The sequence below is a fragment of the Haladaptatus rarus genome, from assembly GCF_054177585.1.
In genome coordinates this window covers 32,941-52,302 of sequence record NZ_JBPEHG010000007.1, presented here as the reverse complement: position 1 = coordinate 52,302, position 19,362 = coordinate 32,941, and the positions used below count along the sequence as shown (strand labels likewise).

16 protein-coding genes and 1 tRNA gene are annotated in these 19,362 nt (G+C 62.0%); 8 read left to right on the top strand and 9 right to left on the bottom strand.

Going from position 1 to position 19,362, the window contains the following annotated elements:
- Positions 1–5: 5 nt before the first annotated feature.
- Positions 6–2,165 carry an ATP-dependent DNA helicase gene (locus tag ACR3FE_RS15910; RefSeq protein WP_458208524.1) on the bottom strand — a complete coding sequence of 720 codons (2,160 nt, stop codon included), beginning with the start codon at positions 2,163–2,165 and terminating at the stop codon, positions 6–8.
- Between the two features lie 871 nt (positions 2,166–3,036).
- Between ACR3FE_RS15910 and ACR3FE_RS15905 the strand changes: the two genes are divergently transcribed.
- Both ACR3FE_RS15905 and ACR3FE_RS15900 read left to right on the top strand, forming a co-directional pair.
- Positions 3,037–3,195 (top strand): DUF1059 domain-containing protein, encoded by a 159-nt coding sequence (locus tag ACR3FE_RS15905; protein ID WP_458185714.1) that lies wholly within the window; start codon positions 3,037–3,039, stop codon positions 3,193–3,195.
- 76 nt (positions 3,196–3,271) lie between these two features.
- Positions 3,272–4,402, top strand: coding sequence for an ORC1-type DNA replication protein (locus ACR3FE_RS15900; RefSeq protein WP_458208273.1), 1,131 nt, complete (start codon positions 3,272–3,274; stop codon positions 4,400–4,402).
- Between the two features lie 243 nt (positions 4,403–4,645).
- Here ACR3FE_RS15900 and ACR3FE_RS15895 read toward each other — a convergent pair whose 3' ends face one another.
- Positions 4,646–5,332: an SDR family NAD(P)-dependent oxidoreductase gene (locus tag ACR3FE_RS15895; RefSeq protein ID WP_458208272.1), complete on the bottom strand. Its 687-nt coding sequence runs from the start codon at positions 5,330–5,332 to the stop codon at positions 4,646–4,648.
- Between the two features lie 85 nt (positions 5,333–5,417).
- Here ACR3FE_RS15895 and uvrB point away from each other — a divergent pair, with 85 nt between their 5' ends.
- Both uvrB and ACR3FE_RS15885 read left to right on the top strand, forming a co-directional pair.
- A complete protein-coding gene (gene uvrB / locus ACR3FE_RS15890) occupies positions 5,418–7,484 on the top strand; it encodes an excinuclease ABC subunit UvrB (protein ID WP_458208271.1) in 2,067 nt (688 codons plus the stop codon).
- Positions 7,485–7,669: 185 nt separating this feature from the next.
- On the top strand, positions 7,670–8,587 hold the full coding sequence (locus ACR3FE_RS15885; protein WP_458208270.1) for a TSUP family transporter: 918 nt from the start codon (positions 7,670–7,672) through the stop codon (positions 8,585–8,587).
- 57 nt (positions 8,588–8,644) lie between these two features.
- Here the strand turns inward: ACR3FE_RS15885 and ACR3FE_RS15880 are convergent, their stop codons facing one another.
- Both ACR3FE_RS15880 and ACR3FE_RS15875 read right to left on the bottom strand, forming a co-directional pair.
- Positions 8,645–9,796, bottom strand: a complete 1,152-nt coding sequence (locus tag ACR3FE_RS15880; RefSeq protein WP_458208269.1) for an SPFH domain-containing protein — start codon at positions 9,794–9,796, stop codon at positions 8,645–8,647.
- A 196-nt stretch (positions 9,797–9,992) separates the two neighbouring features.
- A tRNA-Arg gene (locus ACR3FE_RS15875) sits at positions 9,993–10,067 on the bottom strand.
- Between the two features lie 92 nt (positions 10,068–10,159).
- Here ACR3FE_RS15875 and ACR3FE_RS15870 point away from each other — a divergent pair.
- Positions 10,160–10,741, top strand: coding sequence for an AAA family ATPase (locus tag ACR3FE_RS15870; protein WP_458208268.1), 582 nt, complete (start codon positions 10,160–10,162; stop codon positions 10,739–10,741).
- Positions 10,738–11,154, top strand: coding sequence for an RNA-binding domain-containing protein (locus ACR3FE_RS15865; protein WP_458208267.1), 417 nt, complete (start codon positions 10,738–10,740; stop codon positions 11,152–11,154). The genes ACR3FE_RS15870 and ACR3FE_RS15865 overlap by 4 nt, the downstream gene beginning before the upstream one ends.
- A 22-nt stretch (positions 11,155–11,176) precedes the next feature.
- Here ACR3FE_RS15865 and ACR3FE_RS15860 read toward each other — a convergent pair whose 3' ends face one another.
- The 5 genes from ACR3FE_RS15860 to ACR3FE_RS15840 form a co-directional block, all read right to left on the bottom strand.
- Positions 11,177–11,734, bottom strand: a complete 558-nt coding sequence (locus tag ACR3FE_RS15860) for a magnesium transporter (RefSeq protein ID WP_458208265.1) — start codon at positions 11,732–11,734, stop codon at positions 11,177–11,179.
- A complete protein-coding gene (locus ACR3FE_RS15855; RefSeq protein WP_458208263.1) occupies positions 11,735–12,313 on the bottom strand; it encodes a magnesium transporter in 579 nt (192 codons plus the stop codon). It abuts the gene before it with no gap.
- 295 nt (positions 12,314–12,608) lie between these two features.
- Positions 12,609–13,994 (bottom strand): signal recognition particle protein Srp54, encoded by a 1,386-nt coding sequence (locus ACR3FE_RS15850; RefSeq protein WP_458208261.1) that lies wholly within the window; start codon positions 13,992–13,994, stop codon positions 12,609–12,611.
- 239 nt (positions 13,995–14,233) lie between these two features.
- Positions 14,234–15,292, bottom strand: a complete 1,059-nt coding sequence (locus ACR3FE_RS15845) for an AAA family ATPase (protein ID WP_458208259.1) — start codon at positions 15,290–15,292, stop codon at positions 14,234–14,236.
- 83 nt (positions 15,293–15,375) lie between these two features.
- Entirely contained in the window at positions 15,376–17,583 is a 2,208-nt protein-coding gene (locus ACR3FE_RS15840; protein ID WP_458208257.1) for a DUF7282 domain-containing protein, read from the bottom strand.
- 219 nt (positions 17,584–17,802) lie between these two features.
- Between ACR3FE_RS15840 and rnz the strand changes: the two genes are divergently transcribed.
- Together rnz and ACR3FE_RS15830 are read left to right on the top strand one after the other, a co-directional pair.
- Positions 17,803–18,729 (top strand): ribonuclease Z, encoded by a 927-nt coding sequence (gene rnz, locus ACR3FE_RS15835; RefSeq protein WP_458208255.1) that lies wholly within the window; start codon positions 17,803–17,805, stop codon positions 18,727–18,729.
- Between the two features lie 75 nt (positions 18,730–18,804).
- Positions 18,805–19,326, top strand: a complete 522-nt coding sequence (locus tag ACR3FE_RS15830; protein WP_458208253.1) for a hypothetical protein — start codon at positions 18,805–18,807, stop codon at positions 19,324–19,326.
- Positions 19,327–19,362 lie beyond the last annotated feature (36 nt).

The following is a 19,362-nucleotide window of genomic DNA, read 5'->3' as shown; positions in this document are numbered from 1 at the left end:
CTTGCTCACGGGCTTGGCGGGTTGCCGTCCCACGCTTCCTTGTCGGTGAAGAAGTTCAGCATGGCGAACTTGAGTTTCTCCGGCTCGATGTCTATCATCTCCTCGCGTTCTTCCGGTGGGAACGTCTCGCGGACGCTGTACTTGCCCATCTCCCTGACGCTGGCCGCGGTGTAACGTTTGTCGAGGAGGACGCGGACGCCGAAATCCTCCGGGGAGCGGATCACCCGCCCGAGCGCCTGTCGCGTCTTTCGAATCGTCGGAATCTCGACGGCGTACTCCCATCCCGAATCTCGGGCGGAGCGATTCGCAAACACCCTGTCGTAGGCGTCCTGTACCGCGTCCATCCGGTCGTCCAGATGGGGGTACGGTACGCCGACCACGACGACGCTTCTGGCGTCGTCGCCGTCGAAGCTGACTCCCTCCGCCAGCGTTCCCCAGAGCGAGGTGAAGAGGACGCCGTCGTCGTCCGCCGTGAACTGCTGCCGGAGTTCCTCAGCGGGCGTCCCCGCCTCGTCGAAGTAGAGCGTGCCGTCGATCCGGGATTGCACGAGGTCGCGGTAGCGTTCGGCCTCGGCGTAGCTCGGGAAGAAGACGAGCGTGTTCCCGGCGGTGAATTTGGCGGTGTCGCTCAGAACGCTCGCGATGGTCTCTTGCGTCTCGGGATTACCGCGCTCGCTGGCGAAGAGCGCGGGCGTCTCGACGGCGAAGGTGCGACGATTTTCCTCGGGGAACTGGAGGCCGTACGCCAAGGTGACCGGGTCGGAGAGACCGAGCACGTCCGCCAGTACGTCGAACGGGCGCAACGTTGCGCTCATCAACACCGTCGCGTACACCTCGTCGAAGAGGTCTTCGGTCACTTCGCGCGGGATACAGGTGTAGAGTTCCGCGCGTCCGTACACCTCGTCCGTGCCCTCGTCGCGTCGGACCGCGACGACGGGATACTGCCCCAGTTCGGCACCCTCGGCCATGTAAGTTTTGACGAACTGTCCGGCCTGTAGCGTCTGGCACTCCTTTCGCGTCGTCGCATTGCCCTCTTTGTACGCTTCCTCGTACTGCTGGTCGAGTTCCTTGCCGAGCGCCAGCGCCTCGTCGAGTTCGGCGTCGATACCCTTGCCGGTGTACTCCTGCAGGAAGTTGAGCGTGAGGTCGTCGCGCTTGTCTTCGTTCGCTATCGACACGTCGCGCCAGTTCTCGTTGACCGTCTCGCGCTCGCCGAAGCCGAACGAATCCTCGTACGTCGTCTTGAGCGCGCGCTGGAACGCGGCGAGCACGTTGTAGCCCGACTCGCTCCGGAAGTCGTCGCTCTCCTGTAGTTCGTCCAGTGCGCTGTCGATGGTGTTCTCGGTCAGGGTTCGGGAGGCGTGGTCGCGGGCCGTCCCTTCGATGTTGTGCGCCTCGTCGAAGATGGTGATGACGTCTTCCGGGTCGCGGCCCAGCCAACGGAAGAACTGCTCGCGGATCATCGGGTCAAGCAGGTGGTGGTAGTTGCAGACGACCAGATCGACGCCCTCCATCCCATCTTTCAGCAGTTCGTAGCCACACAGCGTGCGCTGGTCGGCGTACTCGTAGATGTCGTCGGGCGTACGCACGTCGTTGTAGAGCCACTGGTAGAACTCGTCCGTTTCCTCGGTGAGGTTGTTGTAGTAGTACTCACAGACGTTCTGCTCCTGGAGGTTCTCGACCTCCTCCTGTATCTGCTGGAGTTCGTCCATGACGGCGCTCCGGGCGTCCGCGGCGTCCGAATCGCCCTCTTGCATCTCCTCCAGAAGTTCGCTCTGGCGCTGTTCGAGTTCCTTCTTGTCGCGCTCTTTCTCGACAACCTCGTATGTGTTGTCCCGGAGCACCTGACACTCCTGGTAGTCCACGTCGATGTGACACATCGACCCCTTCCCCCGGAAGACGACGGCGCGCAGGGGTTCCTTGCGAGTGATCTCGCGGGCTTCCCGGACGAACTGGCGCATCTGCTGGTGGACGTTGGTCGTGATGACCACCGTCTTGTCCTCCTCGCGGGCGTATTCGAGCGCGGGCACGAGCGAGGAGAGCGTCTTTCCCGTTCCGCAGGCGCCCTCGAAGACCACGTCTTGCCCGCGTGCCAGTCCGTTGTAGATGCGGTCCATCGCCTCCTGCTGGTTCTCGTACGGCGAATCGTACGGGAAGAACCGCATGTACTCGTTCGTCGTCGCCACGATACGGGATATTCGCGGCTTAGTTCAAAAAGTCTTGCCTCCGTGAGAGATACTGTTACACGGCCGAATCGGCGGAAGTGCGCTCTCGAACGGTCCCAGCGGTTCGAATCACTGGATTCGGCCTCGATGATTTCGGCAGTCGAGTGTTTTCGTTTGGGCAGTACAATGTAGTAGAAATCAGTACGTCTCAGTACAACTCGTTGTGGATCGACTTTTCAAACCGGACTTACACGTGGTATTTTTCCGTCTTTCTGGTTGGAGAGTTCCCGCAGTCGTGGTGTCCTCGAAAGCCCTCAGTCGTTCGCCCCGCCGGTCGCCGCTCACGTCCGGTCGCGGCGATCTCGCGAGATGGCAGGCCGACTTACCGCTGAGCGTCCACATCTTTCGGTTATGAAAAGCGCGCCAGTCCGTCCAAGCAATTCCCTGGTGTCCTCGTGAGCAACGCGAGCGAGGGCTCATCAGAGCGTGCTCTGACGGTGGACTGAAAGGGCGAGAGGTGCGCGGCGCGCGAGGCGCGACGCGCCCCGAGTACGAACGGTGAAACCGTGAGTGGGGTACGCGAAGCACGACCCCGTAAGCACCGCAGGGAGCGAGCGAAACGAGCGACCGAGGAGCGCAACGCGGGGCGCGCAAGCGTAGCGTCCGAGGGCTTTCGAGGACAACACAACCGCGGTACCAGAATTAGTTCCAAGAAATCTTTCGAGAACACAGGCGCTATGGTAACTCATCCGCCTCAGAGAAAGACCGAAAATCCAAAATTCCACTCACCCACGAGCCATCGTAGCCAGAAACGTTACCTACGCGCGTATCGTCACCGATGCTACCCCGACGCGGGGGGGAGGAGAACACAATGGCACATCAGTTCGAATGCACACAACAGGATTGTGAGTTCATGATCCGGGCGAACGACGAGAACGAAGTCATCGACATGGTCCAAGAGCACGCCCAGGAGAAACACGGTATGTCGATGGACAGAAACGACATCCAGGGCGCGATACAGCAACGATAGTCCGCAACGCGGCGGTTTCGTCGACTCTTTTGTCGCTGGCGAAGGATTAAGTACCTCGGGAAGCGTGGTGAAAGTGATGGCAGACGACCCCGACGAGGGGATGTTGTCGTGGGACGAATCGGTGTTCCGCGAGGAACATGTCTTCGAGATCGACTACATGCCGGAGACGTTCGAACACCGCGCGTCCCAGATGCAGAGCCTGCAGTACGCGCTCCGCCCGGCAGTTCGCGGGTCGCGCCCCCTCAACGTCATGGCACGCGGTCCACCCGGGACTGGCAAGACGACCGCGGTACAGAAGCTGTTCGACGAACTTTCGGCGCAGACCGACGTGCGAACCGTGCGCGTCAACTGCCAGGTCGATTCGACGCGCTACGCTATCTTCTCCCGCATCTTCGAGGGCATCTTCGAGTACGAGCCACCGTCGAGTGGCATCTCGTTCAAGAAGCTGTTTCGCCAGATTACGGACAAACTGGTCGAAGACGACGAAGTGCTCGTGGTCGCGCTGGACGACGTGAACTACCTGTTCTACGAAGGCGAAGCGTCCGACACCCTCTACTCGCTCCTGCGCGCCCACGAAGCCCACAGCGGGGCGAAGATCGGTGTCATCGTCGTCTCGTCCGACCTCAATCTCGACGTCATCGAAGAACTCGACACCCGCGTTCAGAGCGTTTTCCGCCCCGAAGACGTCTACTTCCCGGTGTACGACCGCCAGGAGATCGTGGACATCCTCGGCGAGCGCGTCAAACGCGGTTTCCACGAGGGCGTCATCGGCATGGAGGTGCTCGACCGCGTGGCCGAACTCACCGTCGAGAGCGGCGACCTCCGCGTCGGCATCGACCTGCTCCGCCGGGCGGGTCTCAACGCCGAGATGCGCGCCAGTCGAACCGTGAACCTCCAGGACGTAGAGGACGCCTACGAGAAGTCGAAGTTCGTTCACCTCTCACACAGCCTCCACGCGCTTTCCGACAACGAAGTTGCGCTCGTCCGCGTCATCGCCGAACACGACGGCGAGCAGGCGGGCGACGTGTACGAGGCGTTCCACGACCAGACCGACCTCGGCTACACGCGCTACTCGGAGATCATCAACAAGCTCGACCAGCTCGGCATTATCGACGCGACCTACACCAACGTCGAAGGACGCGGGCGGTCGCGGTCCCTGTCCCTGCGGTACGACCCGGATGCAGTGCTGGCGCGACTGGACGACTGAGCTGAACTACCGGGTGTTATCGTAGCGTTCTGGTTTACTTGGTTGGATAGCGAGTCTGGTTCCGTTATCCTATATAAACGTTCACCGCGACACACCAGTGTTTCATCGGATGATAGCAAATCGGTGAAACCACGCCAAGCGACCGCGAGCAGGTGGGGGCTTTCGAAAACATCACGATACGATCGAAATCGACCACTGCTTCACGATTTCTCCAGATTATCGGTCGTCTACTCCGTCATCGACTCAGAACTCCTCGACGTGCGGGCGCAGGTCGAGTTCGAGCGTCCACGCGCTCTGATCTTGTTCCACGAGATGCCAGTACGACTCGGCGATGGCGTCCGGATCGAGGTACTCTTCGGGTGAATCGACCTCCGAGTCAGGCGGGCGGATTCCACCGTCGATGACGACGTGAGCCACGTGGATTCCCTCCGGGCCGAGTTCTCGGGCCATCGACTCGGCCAGGCCTCGAACCGCGAACTTCGCGCCGCTGAATCCGACCGCGCCGCCGCGACCGCGAACCGCCGAGGTCGCCCCGGTGAACAGTATCGTCCCGCCATCGTCCAGCATATCGGGGAGGGCCTCCTTCGAGCAAAGGAACCCGCCGTAGGCTGCGACGCGCCACGCCTGTTCGAATTCGTCCGGGGAGCAATCCTGAAGCCCGTGCCACGGCGCGCCGCTCGCGTGGTTGACCAGTATTTCGACGGGACCGAGTTCGTCTCGAACGCGCTCGAATCCTCGCGCGACCCACTCGGGGTCGGTGATATCGACTTCGGCGGCGACGGCGGGCGTCGGAAGTTCGTCTGCGAGCGATTCGACGTACCCACGAGACCGGGCGAACAGGCCGACCGAACAGCCTTCCGCAGCGAACTTCCGGGCCAACGACGTCCCGAGTCCCGGCCCGACCCCGGCGATGATGGCAGTACGTGACATGCCCGGTGTACGTCGCTGGTCGATAGAAGCGTACTGGCCGGGCAAACGACCGTCTCAAGTAGCTCGAATCCCTACGGCAGATACCATGAGTGATACCCAGTCAGGCCCGCTCAGGCCGGACGACCCGGACGCCGAAACCGAGTTCCGGGTGGACGCCCCGTTCGATCCGGCAGGCGACCAACCCGAGGCCATCGAGCAGTTGGCGACGGGGTACAACGAGGGGATGGACAAACAGACCCTCCTCGGCGTCACGGGGTCGGGGAAGACCAACACCGTCTCGTGGGTGGTCGAGGAGATCCAGAAACCCACACTGGTCATCGCGCACAACAAGACGTTGGCGGCGCAGTTGTACGAGGAGTTCCGCAACCTCTTTCCGGACAACGCGGTCGAGTATTTCGTCTCCTACTACGACTACTACCAGCCCGAGGCTTACGTCGAGCAGACCGACACCTACATCGACAAGGACGCCTCCATCAACGACGAGATAGACCGCCTGCGCCATTCCGCCACGCGCTCGCTGTTGACCCGCGACGACGTGATCGTCGTGGCCTCCGTGTCGGCGATCTACGGCCTGGGTGACCCACGAAACTACGAGGAGATGAGCCTTCGCCTCGAAGTCGGCCAGGATATCGGGCGCGACGAACTGCTCGCCCGTCTCGTCGATCTGAACTACGAGCGAAACGACGTGGATTTCACGCAGGGCACGTTCCGCGTCCGGGGCGACACCGTCGAGATATTCCCGATGTACGGGCGCTACGCGGTTCGCGTCGAGCTGTGGGGCGACGAGATAGACCGGATGGTGAAGATCGACCCCCTCGAAGGCGAAGTGAAATCCCAGGAACCCGCCGTCCTCGTCCACCCGGCGGAGCACTACTCGATCCCCGAGCAGACGATGGAGCAAGCCATCGCCGAGATCGAGGAGGATCTGGAGAACCGCATCCGCTACTTCGAGCGCAACGGCGACCTCGTAGCCGCCCAGCGGATCGAAGAGCGCACCACCTTCGACCTGGAGATGATGAAAGAGGCGGGCTACTGTTCGGGTATCGAGAACTACTCGGTCTACCTCTCGAACCGCGACGTGGGAGACGCACCGTACACCCTGCTCGACTACTTCCCCGACGATTTCCTCTGTGTCATCGACGAATCCCACCAGACGGTGCCGCAGATCCGCGGCCAGTTCGCGGGCGACAAGTCGCGAAAGGACTCGCTCGTGGAGAACGGTTTCCGCCTCCCGACAGCCTACGACAACCGCCCGCTCACCTTCGAGGAGTTCGAGGAGAAGACCGCAAAAACCCTCTACGTCTCCGCGACGCCTGCGGATTACGAACACGAAGAGAGCGAGCAGGTGGTCGAGCAGATCGTTCGCCCGACGCACCTCGTCGACCCCAGGGTCGAAGTCAGCGACGCATCGGGGCAGATAGACGACCTGATGGCGCGCATCGATAATCGCGTCGAGAACGACGAGCGCGTGCTGGTGACGACGCTGACCAAGCGGATGGCCGAAGACCTCACCGAGTACCTCGAAGAGGCAGGGGTCGCCGTCGAGTACATGCACGACGAGACGGACACGCTCGAACGCCACGAACTCGTCAGAGGGCTTCGATTGGGCGAGTTCGACGTGCTGGTCGGCATCAACCTGCTCCGTGAAGGGTTGGACATCCCCGAGGTGTCGCTGGTCGCCATCCTCGATGCCGACCAGCAGGGCTTCTTGCGCTCGGAGACCGCCCTCGTCCAGACGATGGGGCGTGCGGCTCGGAACGTCAACGGCGAAGTCGTTCTCTACGCAGACGAGGTGACCGACGCGATGGATTCCGCCATCGACGAGACCCAGCGCAGGCGACGTATCCAGCAGGAGTTCAACGAGGAACACGGCTTCGAACCCCAGACCATCGACAAAGAGGTCTCAGAGGCCAACCTGCCGGGAAGTAAGACAGACACCAGCAGTGTGACCGGAACCGCACCCGAGACGGACGAAGAGGCCGCCCAGTACATCGCCGAACTCGAAGACCGGATGCAGGAAGCCGCGAGCAATCTCGAATTCGAACTCGCCGCCGACATCCGCGACCGAATCCGTGACCTGCGACACGAGTTCGACGTGAACATGGGTGTCGAACCGGAGGACGGCGTCGAACCCGAACTGGACGAGTTCTGAGCGACGTTCCCGAATCCAGTCTTTCATCATCGTTCTCTGCATTTCTGTCGAACATCAAACCTTTTCAGTGAGCTTCCGGTTAGCCCGGACACCGATGCACTCAGAGCGACTGCGAGCGGACGCGCCGGATCGCCCGTCGAAACAGTCCCGACACGCATCCCTGCCGAACGAGGAGGTCATCTGAGATGGCCCTTCCACTGGGATTCTCGCCCGTCGGTCTCGCTACCTTCGTCCTGCTAACCTTCCTCATCGCCACGACCGTAAACACCTTCGCGATGGAGGCAGCAGTGTTGTTCACACCTGCATTCCTGTTCGTCTATCCAGAGATCGTCCCTGCATTCCCGGATCTCGCACTCCAGGGTGCGATCGGGCTGGCGCTGTTCGTCGAGCTGTTCGGTTACACGAGCAGCGTCTCGGCCTACTGGTTCCGCGGACAGGTCGATTGGGACATCGCCAAGGCCATCCTCGTGGTCAGCGTCCCGGTCGCGGTCGTCGCCCGGACAGTCTCCTACTTCGTCCCTTCGGCCGCACTGAAGGTGCTGTTCGGCGGAATGCTGCTCGTGCTCTCGGTCATCCTCTTTCAGGCGCATCGTCACGGTTCGTCGGTCGCCGACTGGGTCGCTGGCACCCCCTTCGAGAAGCTGCTTCCGAGCGATTCGCCGCCGACGCGAACAGATGGCGGTACACCTGCCGTGACGCCGTTCGACCGATTCGACAAGACCATCGCGGGAATCGGTGGTGCGATGGCTGGTCTCGTCGGTATCGCTATCGGCGAACTCTCACAGACGCTCCTCACGGTTCGCAAACGCGTGCCGATTCGACTCTCGACCGGGACGAGCGCGCTCGTCCTCCACGGCACCATCGTCTCCGCGCTCGTGACGAACCTCTTCCTCCTGCGGTACGCTCCGGCCTCGCTCAGCGGCCACCATTTCACTATCCCGTTCGGGTTCGGTCTCGTCGCCGGACTGGCCTGCACGCTCGGCGGTCAGATGGGTGCCTTCCTCAACAGCCGCGTGCCAGAGAAACGAACCATCCAGACGATGATCGTGGCCTACTCGCTCGTCGGTATCCTCACCCTCGTTCGCGTCTTCGTCCTCGGCTGAGGCCGGCATCGACTCCCGCTTCGATTCGTTTCACGATCCGTCCTGCTGCGAGTTCGCTCACCGTGACTTCTCGACTGATTCGCGCTCTCGTTCCTGCTCGCGGTCGTCACGGAGATCTCGTGCGTCCTCTGCCACCTCGCTGTCGAACTCGGCCAGCGTTTCCTCGATGTCGTCCAATCCGAGCAGTGCTCTCGTCTCCGGGTCGAACTCGTTGGGTTCGAGCATCGCTCCGTCGCCGCGAACGTCGCTTCCGGTGAGGTGTTTTCCGAAGCGACCGAGGAGCGAGGTGAGTTCCTGCGGCAGGACGAACGTCGCCGATTCGCTCGTTCCGATGCGCTGCAGCGACTCCATCCCTCTGTCCACGATGGCGCGTTCGCCCATCGATTCGGCGGATCTCGCCCGGAGCACGGTCGAAACCGAATCTCCTTGCGCTTCGAGGATCTGGCTCTGTTTCTCACCCTGTGCGCGGATGACGTTGGACGCTTTCTCACCCTCTGCTTTCTCGACGGCACTTCGGCGTTCTCCCTGCGCTTCGAGGATCATAGCGCGGCGTCGGCGCTCGGCACTGGTCTGGCGCTCCATCGCCCGCACGACGGGTTGACTGGGGAGCACTTCCTGTACCTCGACGCTTTCGACGCGAATCCCCCACTCGTCGGTCGGTGCGTCGATCTCCCGACGGATCCGGGTGTTGATCTCACCCCGGCGGCTGAGCGTGTCGTCCAGCTTCATGTCGCCGAGCACGGCACGGAGCGTCGTCTGGCCGAGATTTCTGACGGCCTCCTCGTAGTTATCGACGCCGAGGAACGCTCGCTCTGGGTCCATCACTCGGACGTAGAGTACGGCGTCGGCGGTCACGGGCGAGTTGTCCTCGGTGATGGCCTCCTGTCGCGGCACGTCGAGGACGCGCGTCCGAACGTCGAAGCGATGGGTGGCGCTCACGAAGGGTGGGATGAAGTGGATACCGGGATCCAGCAGGCCACGGTACTCGCCGAACACCGTCAGTGCGCGCTTCTCGTACGGGCCGACGATCTCGACGGCGCTGTTCACCGTGGCCGCCGCGAGGATGAGCAAGAGCAGTCCCGCGACCATCACCGGATTCAGCATCGGGAAGGCGAAGAGGAAAAGGAGCACGAAGCCGACCGCTAGGAGGGCCTTCCCCACGCTCACTCCTCGGGTGAGCTTGCCGAGGACGTAGAAGGGGTGTTGCATACGTAGAGTATACTCACCAGTCGCTTAACAGTATTGTGCTAGTGAACCCAGTGGTGGCGTGATTCGACCCATGATGGGATTCGAATAACGTCCAGACATTCCTGCCCGTTCGCTCGCGCTCACTGCGTGGGCTGTGACTGGTCTCGTTCGAATCCCCTTTCGAACCGGTCCACTCGTCACACCGTTCCTCGTTGCACGGGCACGATGGGATTCGAACCCACGGCCGTCGGATTAGAAGTCCGACGCTCTATCCAGACTGAGCTACGTGCCCTCGATTCCTCATTATCGATGCGTCGTCATAAGAGATAGGGATTCTCCCCGAGAGCACAGCCCTTAAGCACGGTTCACGAGAAAATCAGAACGATGCGAGTAATCGGAACCGTCGGGCTACCGGGGAGCGGCAAGGGCGAAGCCGCCACTGTCGCGGCAGAGCTGGGCGTCCCAGTCGTCACGATGGGCGACGTCATCCGGGATGCGTGTCGAGCGCGGGGTCTCGACCCGGCGGAACACCACGGCGAGATCGCGAAGGCACTCCGGGAGGAAAACGGTCCGGACGCCATCGCACAGGAATCGCTCCCGCAGATCGAAGACGCATTGGAAGAAGAAGACACCGTTCTCGTGGATGGGATCCGCTCCGGTGTGGAGGTCGAGCGATTCGAGGACGCCTTCGGCGACGATTTCGTCCTGGTGAGTATCGAAGCCCCGTTCGAGGTTCGAGCCGAGCGACTCGGCAAGCGTGGACGCGACCTCTCCGACGAAGACGAAGAGAGCCTTCGGGAGCGCGACGAGCGCGAACTCGGCTTCGGACTCGACCGCGCGATGGCGCGGGCCGACGCCGTCATCGACAATACCGACTCCCTCGACGCGTTCCGAGAACAGATCCGTTCCCTCCTCGAAGATGGACTTTCGGGGCTGGAGAACGGACGTACGGCTGAGCAAGCATGATCTACAGCATCGACATCCAGATCACGGCTCCCGTGAACGACACCGAGATCGAAGCCCGAATCGCGGACGCCATCGACAACATCTTTCCGGGGGCGGAGATCGAATCGAGTCACGGCGAACTGCTCGCCGAAGCCCACAGCGTCGAACACTTCTCTGAATTGCTCCACCGACAGGCCATCCTCGATACGGCACGCGGCGAGTTCTTCTCCGGGCGGGAAGGAGACACCCTCACGTTCGCGTTGAAAAAACAAGCCGCCTTCCAGGGCGTCGTCAATTTCGCCGTCGGGAATCCCGACGAACTCGGCGATCTCCACGTCAGGATTCGGGTGAAAGATCCCGACGTCGAGGAGTTCATCGACTACCTCGCGCCACCGACCGAGGACGGAAAGCCGATCACGGACGACCGCGAATAATCGCTCCGGGAGCCGAACCGGGTCACACCACTATTCTGACCACGATGAACAGCACGATGACGCCGAACACGTCACAGGCGTTCGTCACGACTGGAATGACGACGTCGTCCGGGTCGAGTTCGAATCGGTAGGCGGCATACGTCGCGACGAGCGTCACGAATACGGCGATGAACGCCAGCGCGATGCCACTCGAAAGTGAGACGATGACGACGGTCAGCAAGCCGAGTTCGGTCACGCCGACCAGCCACGTCAGTACCCACGCACCGGCACCGACCACCGGGAAGACCGTGATGGCGAGTGCGACAGTCGCGATGGCGTTGCCCGTGAGTATGTCGTCTCCTCTACCGAACGAGAGCGTCCCGAGGTGGAACGCGGTGGAGAGTCTGGCGGCGAGGATACTCCCGAGATTACCCGCCGTCCCGATGGTGACCGGCACCAGTGCGAGAAGTGTCGGATAGCGAAGCAGGGTGCTCTCGAACGACCCGAGGACGAGCCCGCTACCGATCTCGACGACGGTGAGCAGGAGCAAGACCGGGAGCATCGCCCGCATGATCGCGCGGACGGTCCAGCGTGTCGGCATCTAGCCGCCTCCGAGTGCGAGCACGGTTCGAACGGCGAGCAGGAGAAACGAGATGCCGAACACGTCGCCGGTCGTCGTCACTAACGGCCCGACGAGCGTGTCCGGGTTCTGACCGCGTCGGTAGCCTGCGAACACCACGACGACGACGGCGACGGTCAGTGCGATGCCGGAAAGTAGGCCTGCGATGAGGGCGATAGCGACCAGCGTCGGGAGTGGTGCGACCGGGTCGGCGAGCAGGCGGAGCACGGCGAAGGCCACGACCGATGCGAAGAGGCTGGCGAGGATGCCGTTCGCAAGCGAGGCCACTATCGCGGCCCACACGCGCTCGTCGCTCGGGACGAACGCCGGTTCGACCAACCCTTGATGAAGACCGGAGGCGAGTCGTGCGCCAAGCGACCCGTAGACGTTCCCGCGGGTAGCGAGCAAGGCGGGGACGAGGACGAGCAACCCTTGCACTTCGCGGAGTTCGGCGCGCATCCCGCCGAGGACGATGCCCGCGAACAGCCCACCGACCATACTGGCAGCCAGCGCGGGGAGGGCCTCGCGGTACGCCTCGGCGGCGACTTCCCGGACGGTCATCTATCGGTGTGGTCACGCGCACGGGACAAAAAACCGGTGTGTTGCAGGAGGCTCGTTCGCGCGGACTCTCACCAATCGGGCTTGACCGTCATTCACCGATCGAGCAGGTTGACCGTCGTCGTCGGACGGGCGAGCGGTGGTGGAATCGAACGGTGTGGTTCCGATGGATCGGTCTCCGGCTCTCGGGTGTTTCGCTTCGTGTGATCGTCCATCGAGACTGATTGGTTCCGTTCTGGTATTCAAATCTCGGCACTACCGAGTACGTGACCGCAGAAATCGAGATCGATCCTGCTTTCTATCCGAACGGCCCGAGACCGCCGCCACCGCCACCGCCGCCACCCTGCATCTTCTTCATCATGCGTTCCATGTCGCCGCCCTGTCCCATCCCCTGGAACTGCTTGAGCGTCTGGGACATCATCTTGTGTTGCTGGAGCAGTTCGCGGACGCGCTCTTCGTCCTGTCCGCTGCCACGGGAGATACGTCGGATCTGGCTCGCACCGATGGAGCGTGGATTTTCGAGTTCATTCTCGGTCATCGAGTCCATGATGACCTCGAACGACCGCATCCGATCTTTCGTCACGTCCATCGCGTTGTCCGGTAGTTCGTCCATGATACCCCCACCGAAGCCGGGAATCATGTCCATCACCTGGTCGAGCGGCCCCATCTTGTTCATCGCGTTCATCTGGTGACGCATGTCCTTGAGGGTGAACTGGCCCTTCAGCATATCTTCGGGATCCCAGTCTTCCTCTTCTTCTTGCGTCTCCGTCATCGCTCGCTGGACGCGCTCGGTGAGCTGTTTCAGGTCGCCCATCCCGAGCAGGCGAGAGATGAAGCCGTTCGGCTCGAACCGCTCTACGTCCTGTACCGTCTCACCGGAACCGAGGAACGCGATGGACGAGTCGGTCTCGTTGACCGCGGTGAGTGCCCCACCACCCTTCGCAGTCCCGTCGAGTTTGGTGATGACGACGCCGTCGATGCCGATGGACTCGTCGAACTGCTGGGCCTGATCTTTCGCGCCTTGCCCGATCGCCGCGTCGAGGACGAGCAAGTTTCGCTCGGGGTCGACGACCGACTCGATCTCCTCGATTTCGTCGATGAGGTCGTCTTCGAGTGCGTGCCGACCGGCGGTGTCCACGATGTGGATGTCCGCGTCTTCGGTTTCTTCCAGCCCTGTCCGGGCGATATCGACGGGGTCGTCGTTGTCCGGATTTCCGTAGAACTCCACCTCGGCGCGGGCACACATCTCTTTCGCCTGATCGTAGGCACCTGGACGGAAGGTGTCGGTCTGGATGACCGCGGGGCGAAGGCCCTTCTTCGAGAACCACCACGCCATCTTGGCAGCGGTGGTCGTCTTCCCCGACCCCTGCAGTCCGGCGAGGAGGATCGTCTGATTTTCGAGTGGAATCTCCGTACTCTCGCCGACGAGGCCGACGAGTTCTTCGTAGACGATACTGAGAACGTGGTCGCGGGCCGTCGTCCCGCCCGGCGGTTCTTCCTCCAGCGCCCGTGTTTTGATGGAGTCGGAAAGCTCCATCACGAGGCTCACGTCCACGTCTGCCTGTAGAAGCGAGCGCTGAATCTCTTTCACGATTTCCTCGACGTCCTCCTCGCTGACCCTCGATTTTCCGCTCAACGTGTCGAGGGAACCGCGAAGAGAACTGCCGAGATTGTCGAGCACCATCGTTAGGAAGTGTTTGGCTTTCTGGCGGTTTAAAGCCTTTTTCTAGTCCGTTTGCTCGAACTGTCGTTCTCAGTGGTCGATTTCGCTTCGTTACGTGCCAGCTCTCTCGTGCCTTTGGAAACCTCTCGCGTCTGCCGAAACTGGTCGTTTCAGCGGAGGATGGTCACGTTTGGAGTTCAAACGAACCGGATCCAGACTTCCGAACTTCTACTCTCGAATCCGTACTGCCGAACTCGGCGCTACTCTGCGCCGAGTTCGGCGAGCAAGTGCGAGATGTGAAGCCTGTCGTTCGTCCCCTGTGCCAGATCACGGTCTACCTCTGCCGCGAGTAAGATCGCCTCCGCCAGCGAATCCCCCGTGTAGCGGTTCGAGCGCCCGAAGGCGTCGATTACCTCTTCGAGCACCTCCTCGCCGCTGTACCCCTCGTCGATGAGGAGGTCGTCGAGCGCCTTGCGAGCGTCCGTGAACTCGCCATCTTCGGCCTGCTCTATCATCTCCTCGACGCGCCCGCGGATGCCGAACTCCCGAAGTACCTGATAGGCGTCGGTGGTGACCGCGCCCTCCTGCTCGTAGAGGAGTTGCGCGCCGAGGATCGCCTTTCTGAGGTCGCCTTTCGCGTACCCCGCGACGAATCGCAGGCCCATCTCGTCGTACTCCGCGTCTTCGGCCTCGAGGATCGGTTCGAGAACGCCGACGATCTCGTCCTCGGTCGGCGCGCGCAGCGAGACGGGGAAACACCGCGATTTGATCGGCGGGATGAGCTTCGTCGGCTGGCGAGTCGTGATGACGAACTGCGTCGTCTCGTGGTACTGCTCCATCACCCGGCGGAGCGCCTGTTGGAAGTCCTCGCGGATGGCCTCGGCGTTGTCGAGCACGATGGTCTTGTACTCGCCCGTGGAGGGCGCATAGCCCGCGTACTCTTTGAGAACGTGGTTTATCATCTCGCGCTTCGACCAGTTTCGCTTGTACTTCTTCGATTTCCCCGACCCACGGCGGTACTGCTTCGAGAACTCCGTCTGCCCCTGCAGGAAGTTCGAGAATCGCGGGTCGTTTCGAATCTCCTTTTTGCTCCGGTCGAAGAAGTCGGCGACGTTGATCTCGACGAGGTCGTTGTCCGGGTCGTCGTGCGCCTCGCGTGCCAGCGCCCGCACGGCAGCGGTCTTCCCGCTACCCTCCGGGCCGTAGAGCACAAGGTTGATCGGCTCGTCTACCGCCCGCTCCAGATAGTCGCGTACCTCCGGCTGGGGCAGGTCGGCGAGGTCGGGCGCGTACGTCTCGGTCCACAGCGGCGACTCCATCGAGCCACCCTAGGCAGTCGCCGGACAAGAATCGGTCGGTTGCGCCGCGCGAAAAATGAAGTCGATCGAGGTCGCCGAGGTGATTACGCCGTCGTAGTCGTCTCTTCTTCGGTCGTCGTTTCTTCTTCAGCTGGCGTCGTGGTCTCCTCTTCAGCCGGAGTCGTCTCTTCCTCGGCAGGCGTCGTCTCCTCTGCTGGCGTCGTCGTCTCCTCTGCTGGCGTCGTCGTCTCCTCTTCGGCTGGCGTGGTCGTCTCTTCCTCAGCCGGCGTCGTCTCCTCCTCTGCTGGCGTCGTCGTCTCCTCTTCGGCTGGCGTGGTCGTCTCCTCCTCAGCAGGCGTCGTGGTCTCTTCGGCCGGTGTCGTCGTTTCGGCGGGCGTCGTGGTCTCTTCTTCCAACGTTATCGCCGCTATCTCGCCGAAGTTGCGCGTGTACACGCCGTGGGTGAACGTCCCTGGTTCGAGGTCACTGGTGTCGATCATGTACGTCACGTCCACGCTTTCACCGGGACCGAGTGTGACGTTCTTGCGCTGAACCACGTCCCCCTCCAGCCGGAAGTCCACAGGTTGCGTGAGCTCCTGGTCGGTGGGGTTGGTGACCGTCACGTTCACCATGAGCATCTCACCGATGGTCGCGTTCAACGGCGCTTCGAGGTTCTCCACGTCGAGCGACGGCCCGAGGTCGGAGACGTTCTCTACCTGTCCGACCTCTTCGGCAGGCGTCGTTGTCTCCTCAGCGGGTGTCGTGGTCTCTTCCTCAGCCGGCGTCGTGGTCTCTTCTTCGGGAGTCGTCGTTTCCTCTTCGGCAGGCGTCGTGGTCTCTTCTTCAACGGGAGTCGTCGTTTCCTCCTCAACTGGCGTCGTGGTCTCTTCCTCAGCCGGGGTCGTCGTCTCCTCTTCAGCTGGGGTCGTCGTCTCCTCTTCAGCCGGGGTCGTCGTCTCCTCTTCAGCCGGGGTCGTCGTCTCCTCTTCAGCCGGCGTCGTCGTGTCTTCGGCAGCTTCGACGCTCACTTCCGCCGGGTCGATGACGACCTGCTCGTTCACGACGTACGGCAGGTCTTCGGCTCCGTCGGACGTGACGAAGTCGTACACCTGATTATCGTTCGTGTCGAGGTGCGGCATGGCGATGAGCGTCTGGCTCTCGGTAAGCGGTTCGTCCAGCATGACGCTCACGTTCTCGTGTGTCCCCGGTTCGAGATACTGCGACGAACCGATGACACTTCCCACGACGTTGCCATCGAGGAGGCTCCTGTCGTGGATGGCGACGAAGCCACCCTCCGACATTGTCACCGAATCGATGGTGACTGTCTCACCGCTGGTGGTCTGGTCTTCGAACGTGACGTTGGCGTCGAGCTGTGCCGGTTCTCCCACCGCGGGTTGACCCGGCATCGCCGAGATGTTCAGATTCGGCGGCAGCTCCACGACGAACGTGACGTTCGAGATGGTGATGTCACGGAGGACGACGCGGACGGTGTCGATGTCGCTCGATACCATCACGCCTTCGTCTTCCGCTATCTTCTGCGCATCCTCGGCTGCCTGCTCGGCATCTTCCTGCGTGGCGTCCTGTCCGCGCTGGATGACCTCCTGCGTCGATTCGTTTTCGAGCAGGGCCGTCAGGTTGACGCGAACCGTCTCGTCGCTCAGATCCACGTCGCTGATCGTCTCGGTGCGGTCGGGTTCAGTGCTGTCACCGATGATGAACGACCACTCATCGATGTTCACCGACTCGACCTGGAAGACGAACTGTTCGGGAAGTTGACGCTCTTCGGCCGGCTCTTCGGGTTCTTCGACCGTGATCTCGGCGTCGTCCGTGATGGCTTCGCCACCATCGACGTACGGGCCGTCGACCATGCCGTCACCGATGACGAAGTCGTAGACCTCGTTCTCGTTGGTGTCCTCGTGTGGCATGGCGATGAGCGTCTGGCTCTCGTTGATGGGACGCGCGAGCGTCACGGTGACGTTCTCGTGCGTCCCCGGTTCGAGGTACACCGAGTTACCGAGCACGCTTTCGACTGCCTCCCCTTCGAGCAGGGTTTCGTCGTGAATAGCGACGAACCCACCTTCAGGGACGGTTACCGACGAGATGACGATGGTTTCACCGTCGCTCTGCTGGTCGTCGATCGTTACGTTAGCTTGGGATTCGTTCGATTGAGATTCCTCCTGCAGGTTCGTAATCTGCGTTTCGTCTGCTGTATTCGGCTGACCTGTGGCTCCCAGTGATACTGCAACTCCGCTAGCGAGTATCACGAGAACAGCCACAAGTACGGCACTAACTGTTCTCGAGATTCGTGTCATATCTCCCTCCTCATCCGCGAACGAGGAGACGACGAGACGACCGATAAACAGCTTCGACCGTTCACGGGCTAGGCTGGCGATTCGAGTCGTTAGGGCATCCCTGTTGTCTTCAGGTCGAAATGCAGTGGGGTACGACGGGACGGAGAAATGCTGGCTTATCAGTCGAGCGAGAGATGCTTTCGAAGGCTGTTTAGTTGTCGGGTTCCGAACTGCGAAGGGATGTCGATGCGCGTGACCTTCCTCGGAACCAGCGGGGCAGTGCCGACGACAGAGCGAAATCCGAGTGCTATCCTCGTCAACCGAGAGGGCGACCGGCTGCTGTTCGATGCCGCCGAGGGCACCCAGCGCCAGATGATGCGCTTCGGAACCGGGTTCACCGTCTCGGATCTCTTCATCACCCACCTTCACGGTGACCACGTCCTCGGGATTCCGGGACTCGTCCAGACGTGGGATTTCAACGACCGCGACGACCCCCTCATGATTTACACGCCCCGCGGAACCGGCGACGACATCGACGCGCTCGTCCACGCCGTGGGAAACCAGCCTTCGTTCCCGATCCACATCACCGAGGTTGCGCCCGGCGAGGTGGCCGTCCGACGCGACGACTACGAAGTCCGCGCGTTCCGACCCGACCACGACACGAACGCCCTCGGCTATGCGCTGGTCGAAGACGACCGGAAAGGTCGATTCGACCGCGAAAAGGCCGAAGAACTCGGCGTTCCGGTCGGTCCGAAGTTTCAGGAACTTCACGCGGGCACCCCGGTCGAACTCGACGACGGAACCGTCGTCCGCCCCGAACAGGTCGTCGGTGACCCCCGTCCCGGACGGAAGTTCGTCTACACCGGGGACACTCGCCCTTCCGAACAGGTCGTTTCCGTCGCCGAGGAGGCCGACCTGCTCGTTCACGACGCGACCTTCGCGAACGACAGGGCCGACCGCGCGAGAAAGACCGCCCACTCGACCGCGAAACAGGCCGGTGAGATCGCGCAGAAGGCTAGCGCAGTCCGACTCGCGCTCACCCACATCTCCTCGCGCTACGCGGGCAACGTCTCGTCGCACCTCAGAGAAGCCCGCGAGGTCTACGACGGCGAACTGTTCGTCCCCGACGACGGCGAGTTGATCGAGGTTCCCTATCCCGACGAATAGGATCGAGACCGACGAGCACGCTGTTTCTCGTCGGATTCGCTGAAGACTTATGCCCATCTGGTGACATGGTGGGTCATGCGTCGAGTCTCCGGATCGGTCGGTTTCGGCAGCGCACTCGCGGCAGCGATCGGCTACCTCCTCGGCGGGTTCGACGCTGCCGTCGTTTCCTTCGTTGGCTTCCTCCTTGGTGTCTGCGTCGTCTGGGCGTTGCTGGTCGTCGTCACTGTCGTCGGCGGAACACCGTCGAGTACGTCTCCGTGGCCAATACTTCCGCTTTCGTTCGGTCTGTTCGTGCTAGTCGTGTTCTCGGAGCTCACACTGCCGTTCGGGGCGGTACTGTCGTTCGAGCACCTCGCTGCATCGTTCCTCGTCACTGGGCTCGCACTCGGGCGAGTTCGCGACGTTCAGTGTGGCCTCTGGGACGGCATCGTCGTCGGAGGAACCGCTGGCATCTGTTTCGTCTACGTCGCGATCTACAGTTCGTACACGGCCCAGCCCGAACTCTGGCTCGTCGTTCTTATCTCGGGTGTCGTCGCACCACTCGCTGGAAGTACACTCGTCGGAACGGGTGGGTTCCTCGGCGGTCTCGCACGGTGATTCCCGCGCCGGATTTATATTTCGAGGGTTCCTATC

Bases quoted from the DNA above. Each gene is read 5' to 3' on its own strand.
- ACR3FE_RS15910 (WP_458208524.1), bottom strand. From the start codon at position 2,165: ATGCGGTTCTTCCCGTACGATTCGCCGTACGAGAACCAGCAGGAGGCG.
- ACR3FE_RS15905 (WP_458185714.1), top strand. From the start codon at position 3,037: ATGGCACATCAGTTCGAATGCACACAACAGGATTGTGAGTTCATGATC.
- ACR3FE_RS15900 (WP_458208273.1), top strand. From the start codon at position 3,272: ATGGCAGACGACCCCGACGAGGGGATGTTGTCGTGGGACGAATCGGTG.
- ACR3FE_RS15895 (WP_458208272.1), bottom strand. From the start codon at position 5,332: ATGTCACGTACTGCCATCATCGCCGGGGTCGGGCCGGGACTCGGGACG.
- uvrB (WP_458208271.1), top strand. From the start codon at position 5,418: ATGAGTGATACCCAGTCAGGCCCGCTCAGGCCGGACGACCCGGACGCC.
- ACR3FE_RS15885 (WP_458208270.1), top strand. From the start codon at position 7,670: ATGGCCCTTCCACTGGGATTCTCGCCCGTCGGTCTCGCTACCTTCGTC.
- ACR3FE_RS15880 (WP_458208269.1), bottom strand. From the start codon at position 9,796: ATGCAACACCCCTTCTACGTCCTCGGCAAGCTCACCCGAGGAGTGAGC.
- ACR3FE_RS15870 (WP_458208268.1), top strand. From the start codon at position 10,160: ATGCGAGTAATCGGAACCGTCGGGCTACCGGGGAGCGGCAAGGGCGAA.
- ACR3FE_RS15865 (WP_458208267.1), top strand. From the start codon at position 10,738: ATGATCTACAGCATCGACATCCAGATCACGGCTCCCGTGAACGACACC.
- ACR3FE_RS15860 (WP_458208265.1), bottom strand. From the start codon at position 11,734: ATGCCGACACGCTGGACCGTCCGCGCGATCATGCGGGCGATGCTCCCG.
- ACR3FE_RS15855 (WP_458208263.1), bottom strand. From the start codon at position 12,313: ATGACCGTCCGGGAAGTCGCCGCCGAGGCGTACCGCGAGGCCCTCCCC.
- ACR3FE_RS15850 (WP_458208261.1), bottom strand. From the start codon at position 13,994: ATGGTGCTCGACAATCTCGGCAGTTCTCTTCGCGGTTCCCTCGACACG.
- ACR3FE_RS15845 (WP_458208259.1), bottom strand. From the start codon at position 15,292: ATGGAGTCGCCGCTGTGGACCGAGACGTACGCGCCCGACCTCGCCGAC.
- ACR3FE_RS15840 (WP_458208257.1), bottom strand. From the start codon at position 17,583: ATGACACGAATCTCGAGAACAGTTAGTGCCGTACTTGTGGCTGTTCTC.
- rnz (WP_458208255.1), top strand. From the start codon at position 17,803: ATGTCGATGCGCGTGACCTTCCTCGGAACCAGCGGGGCAGTGCCGACG.
- ACR3FE_RS15830 (WP_458208253.1), top strand. From the start codon at position 18,805: ATGCGTCGAGTCTCCGGATCGGTCGGTTTCGGCAGCGCACTCGCGGCA.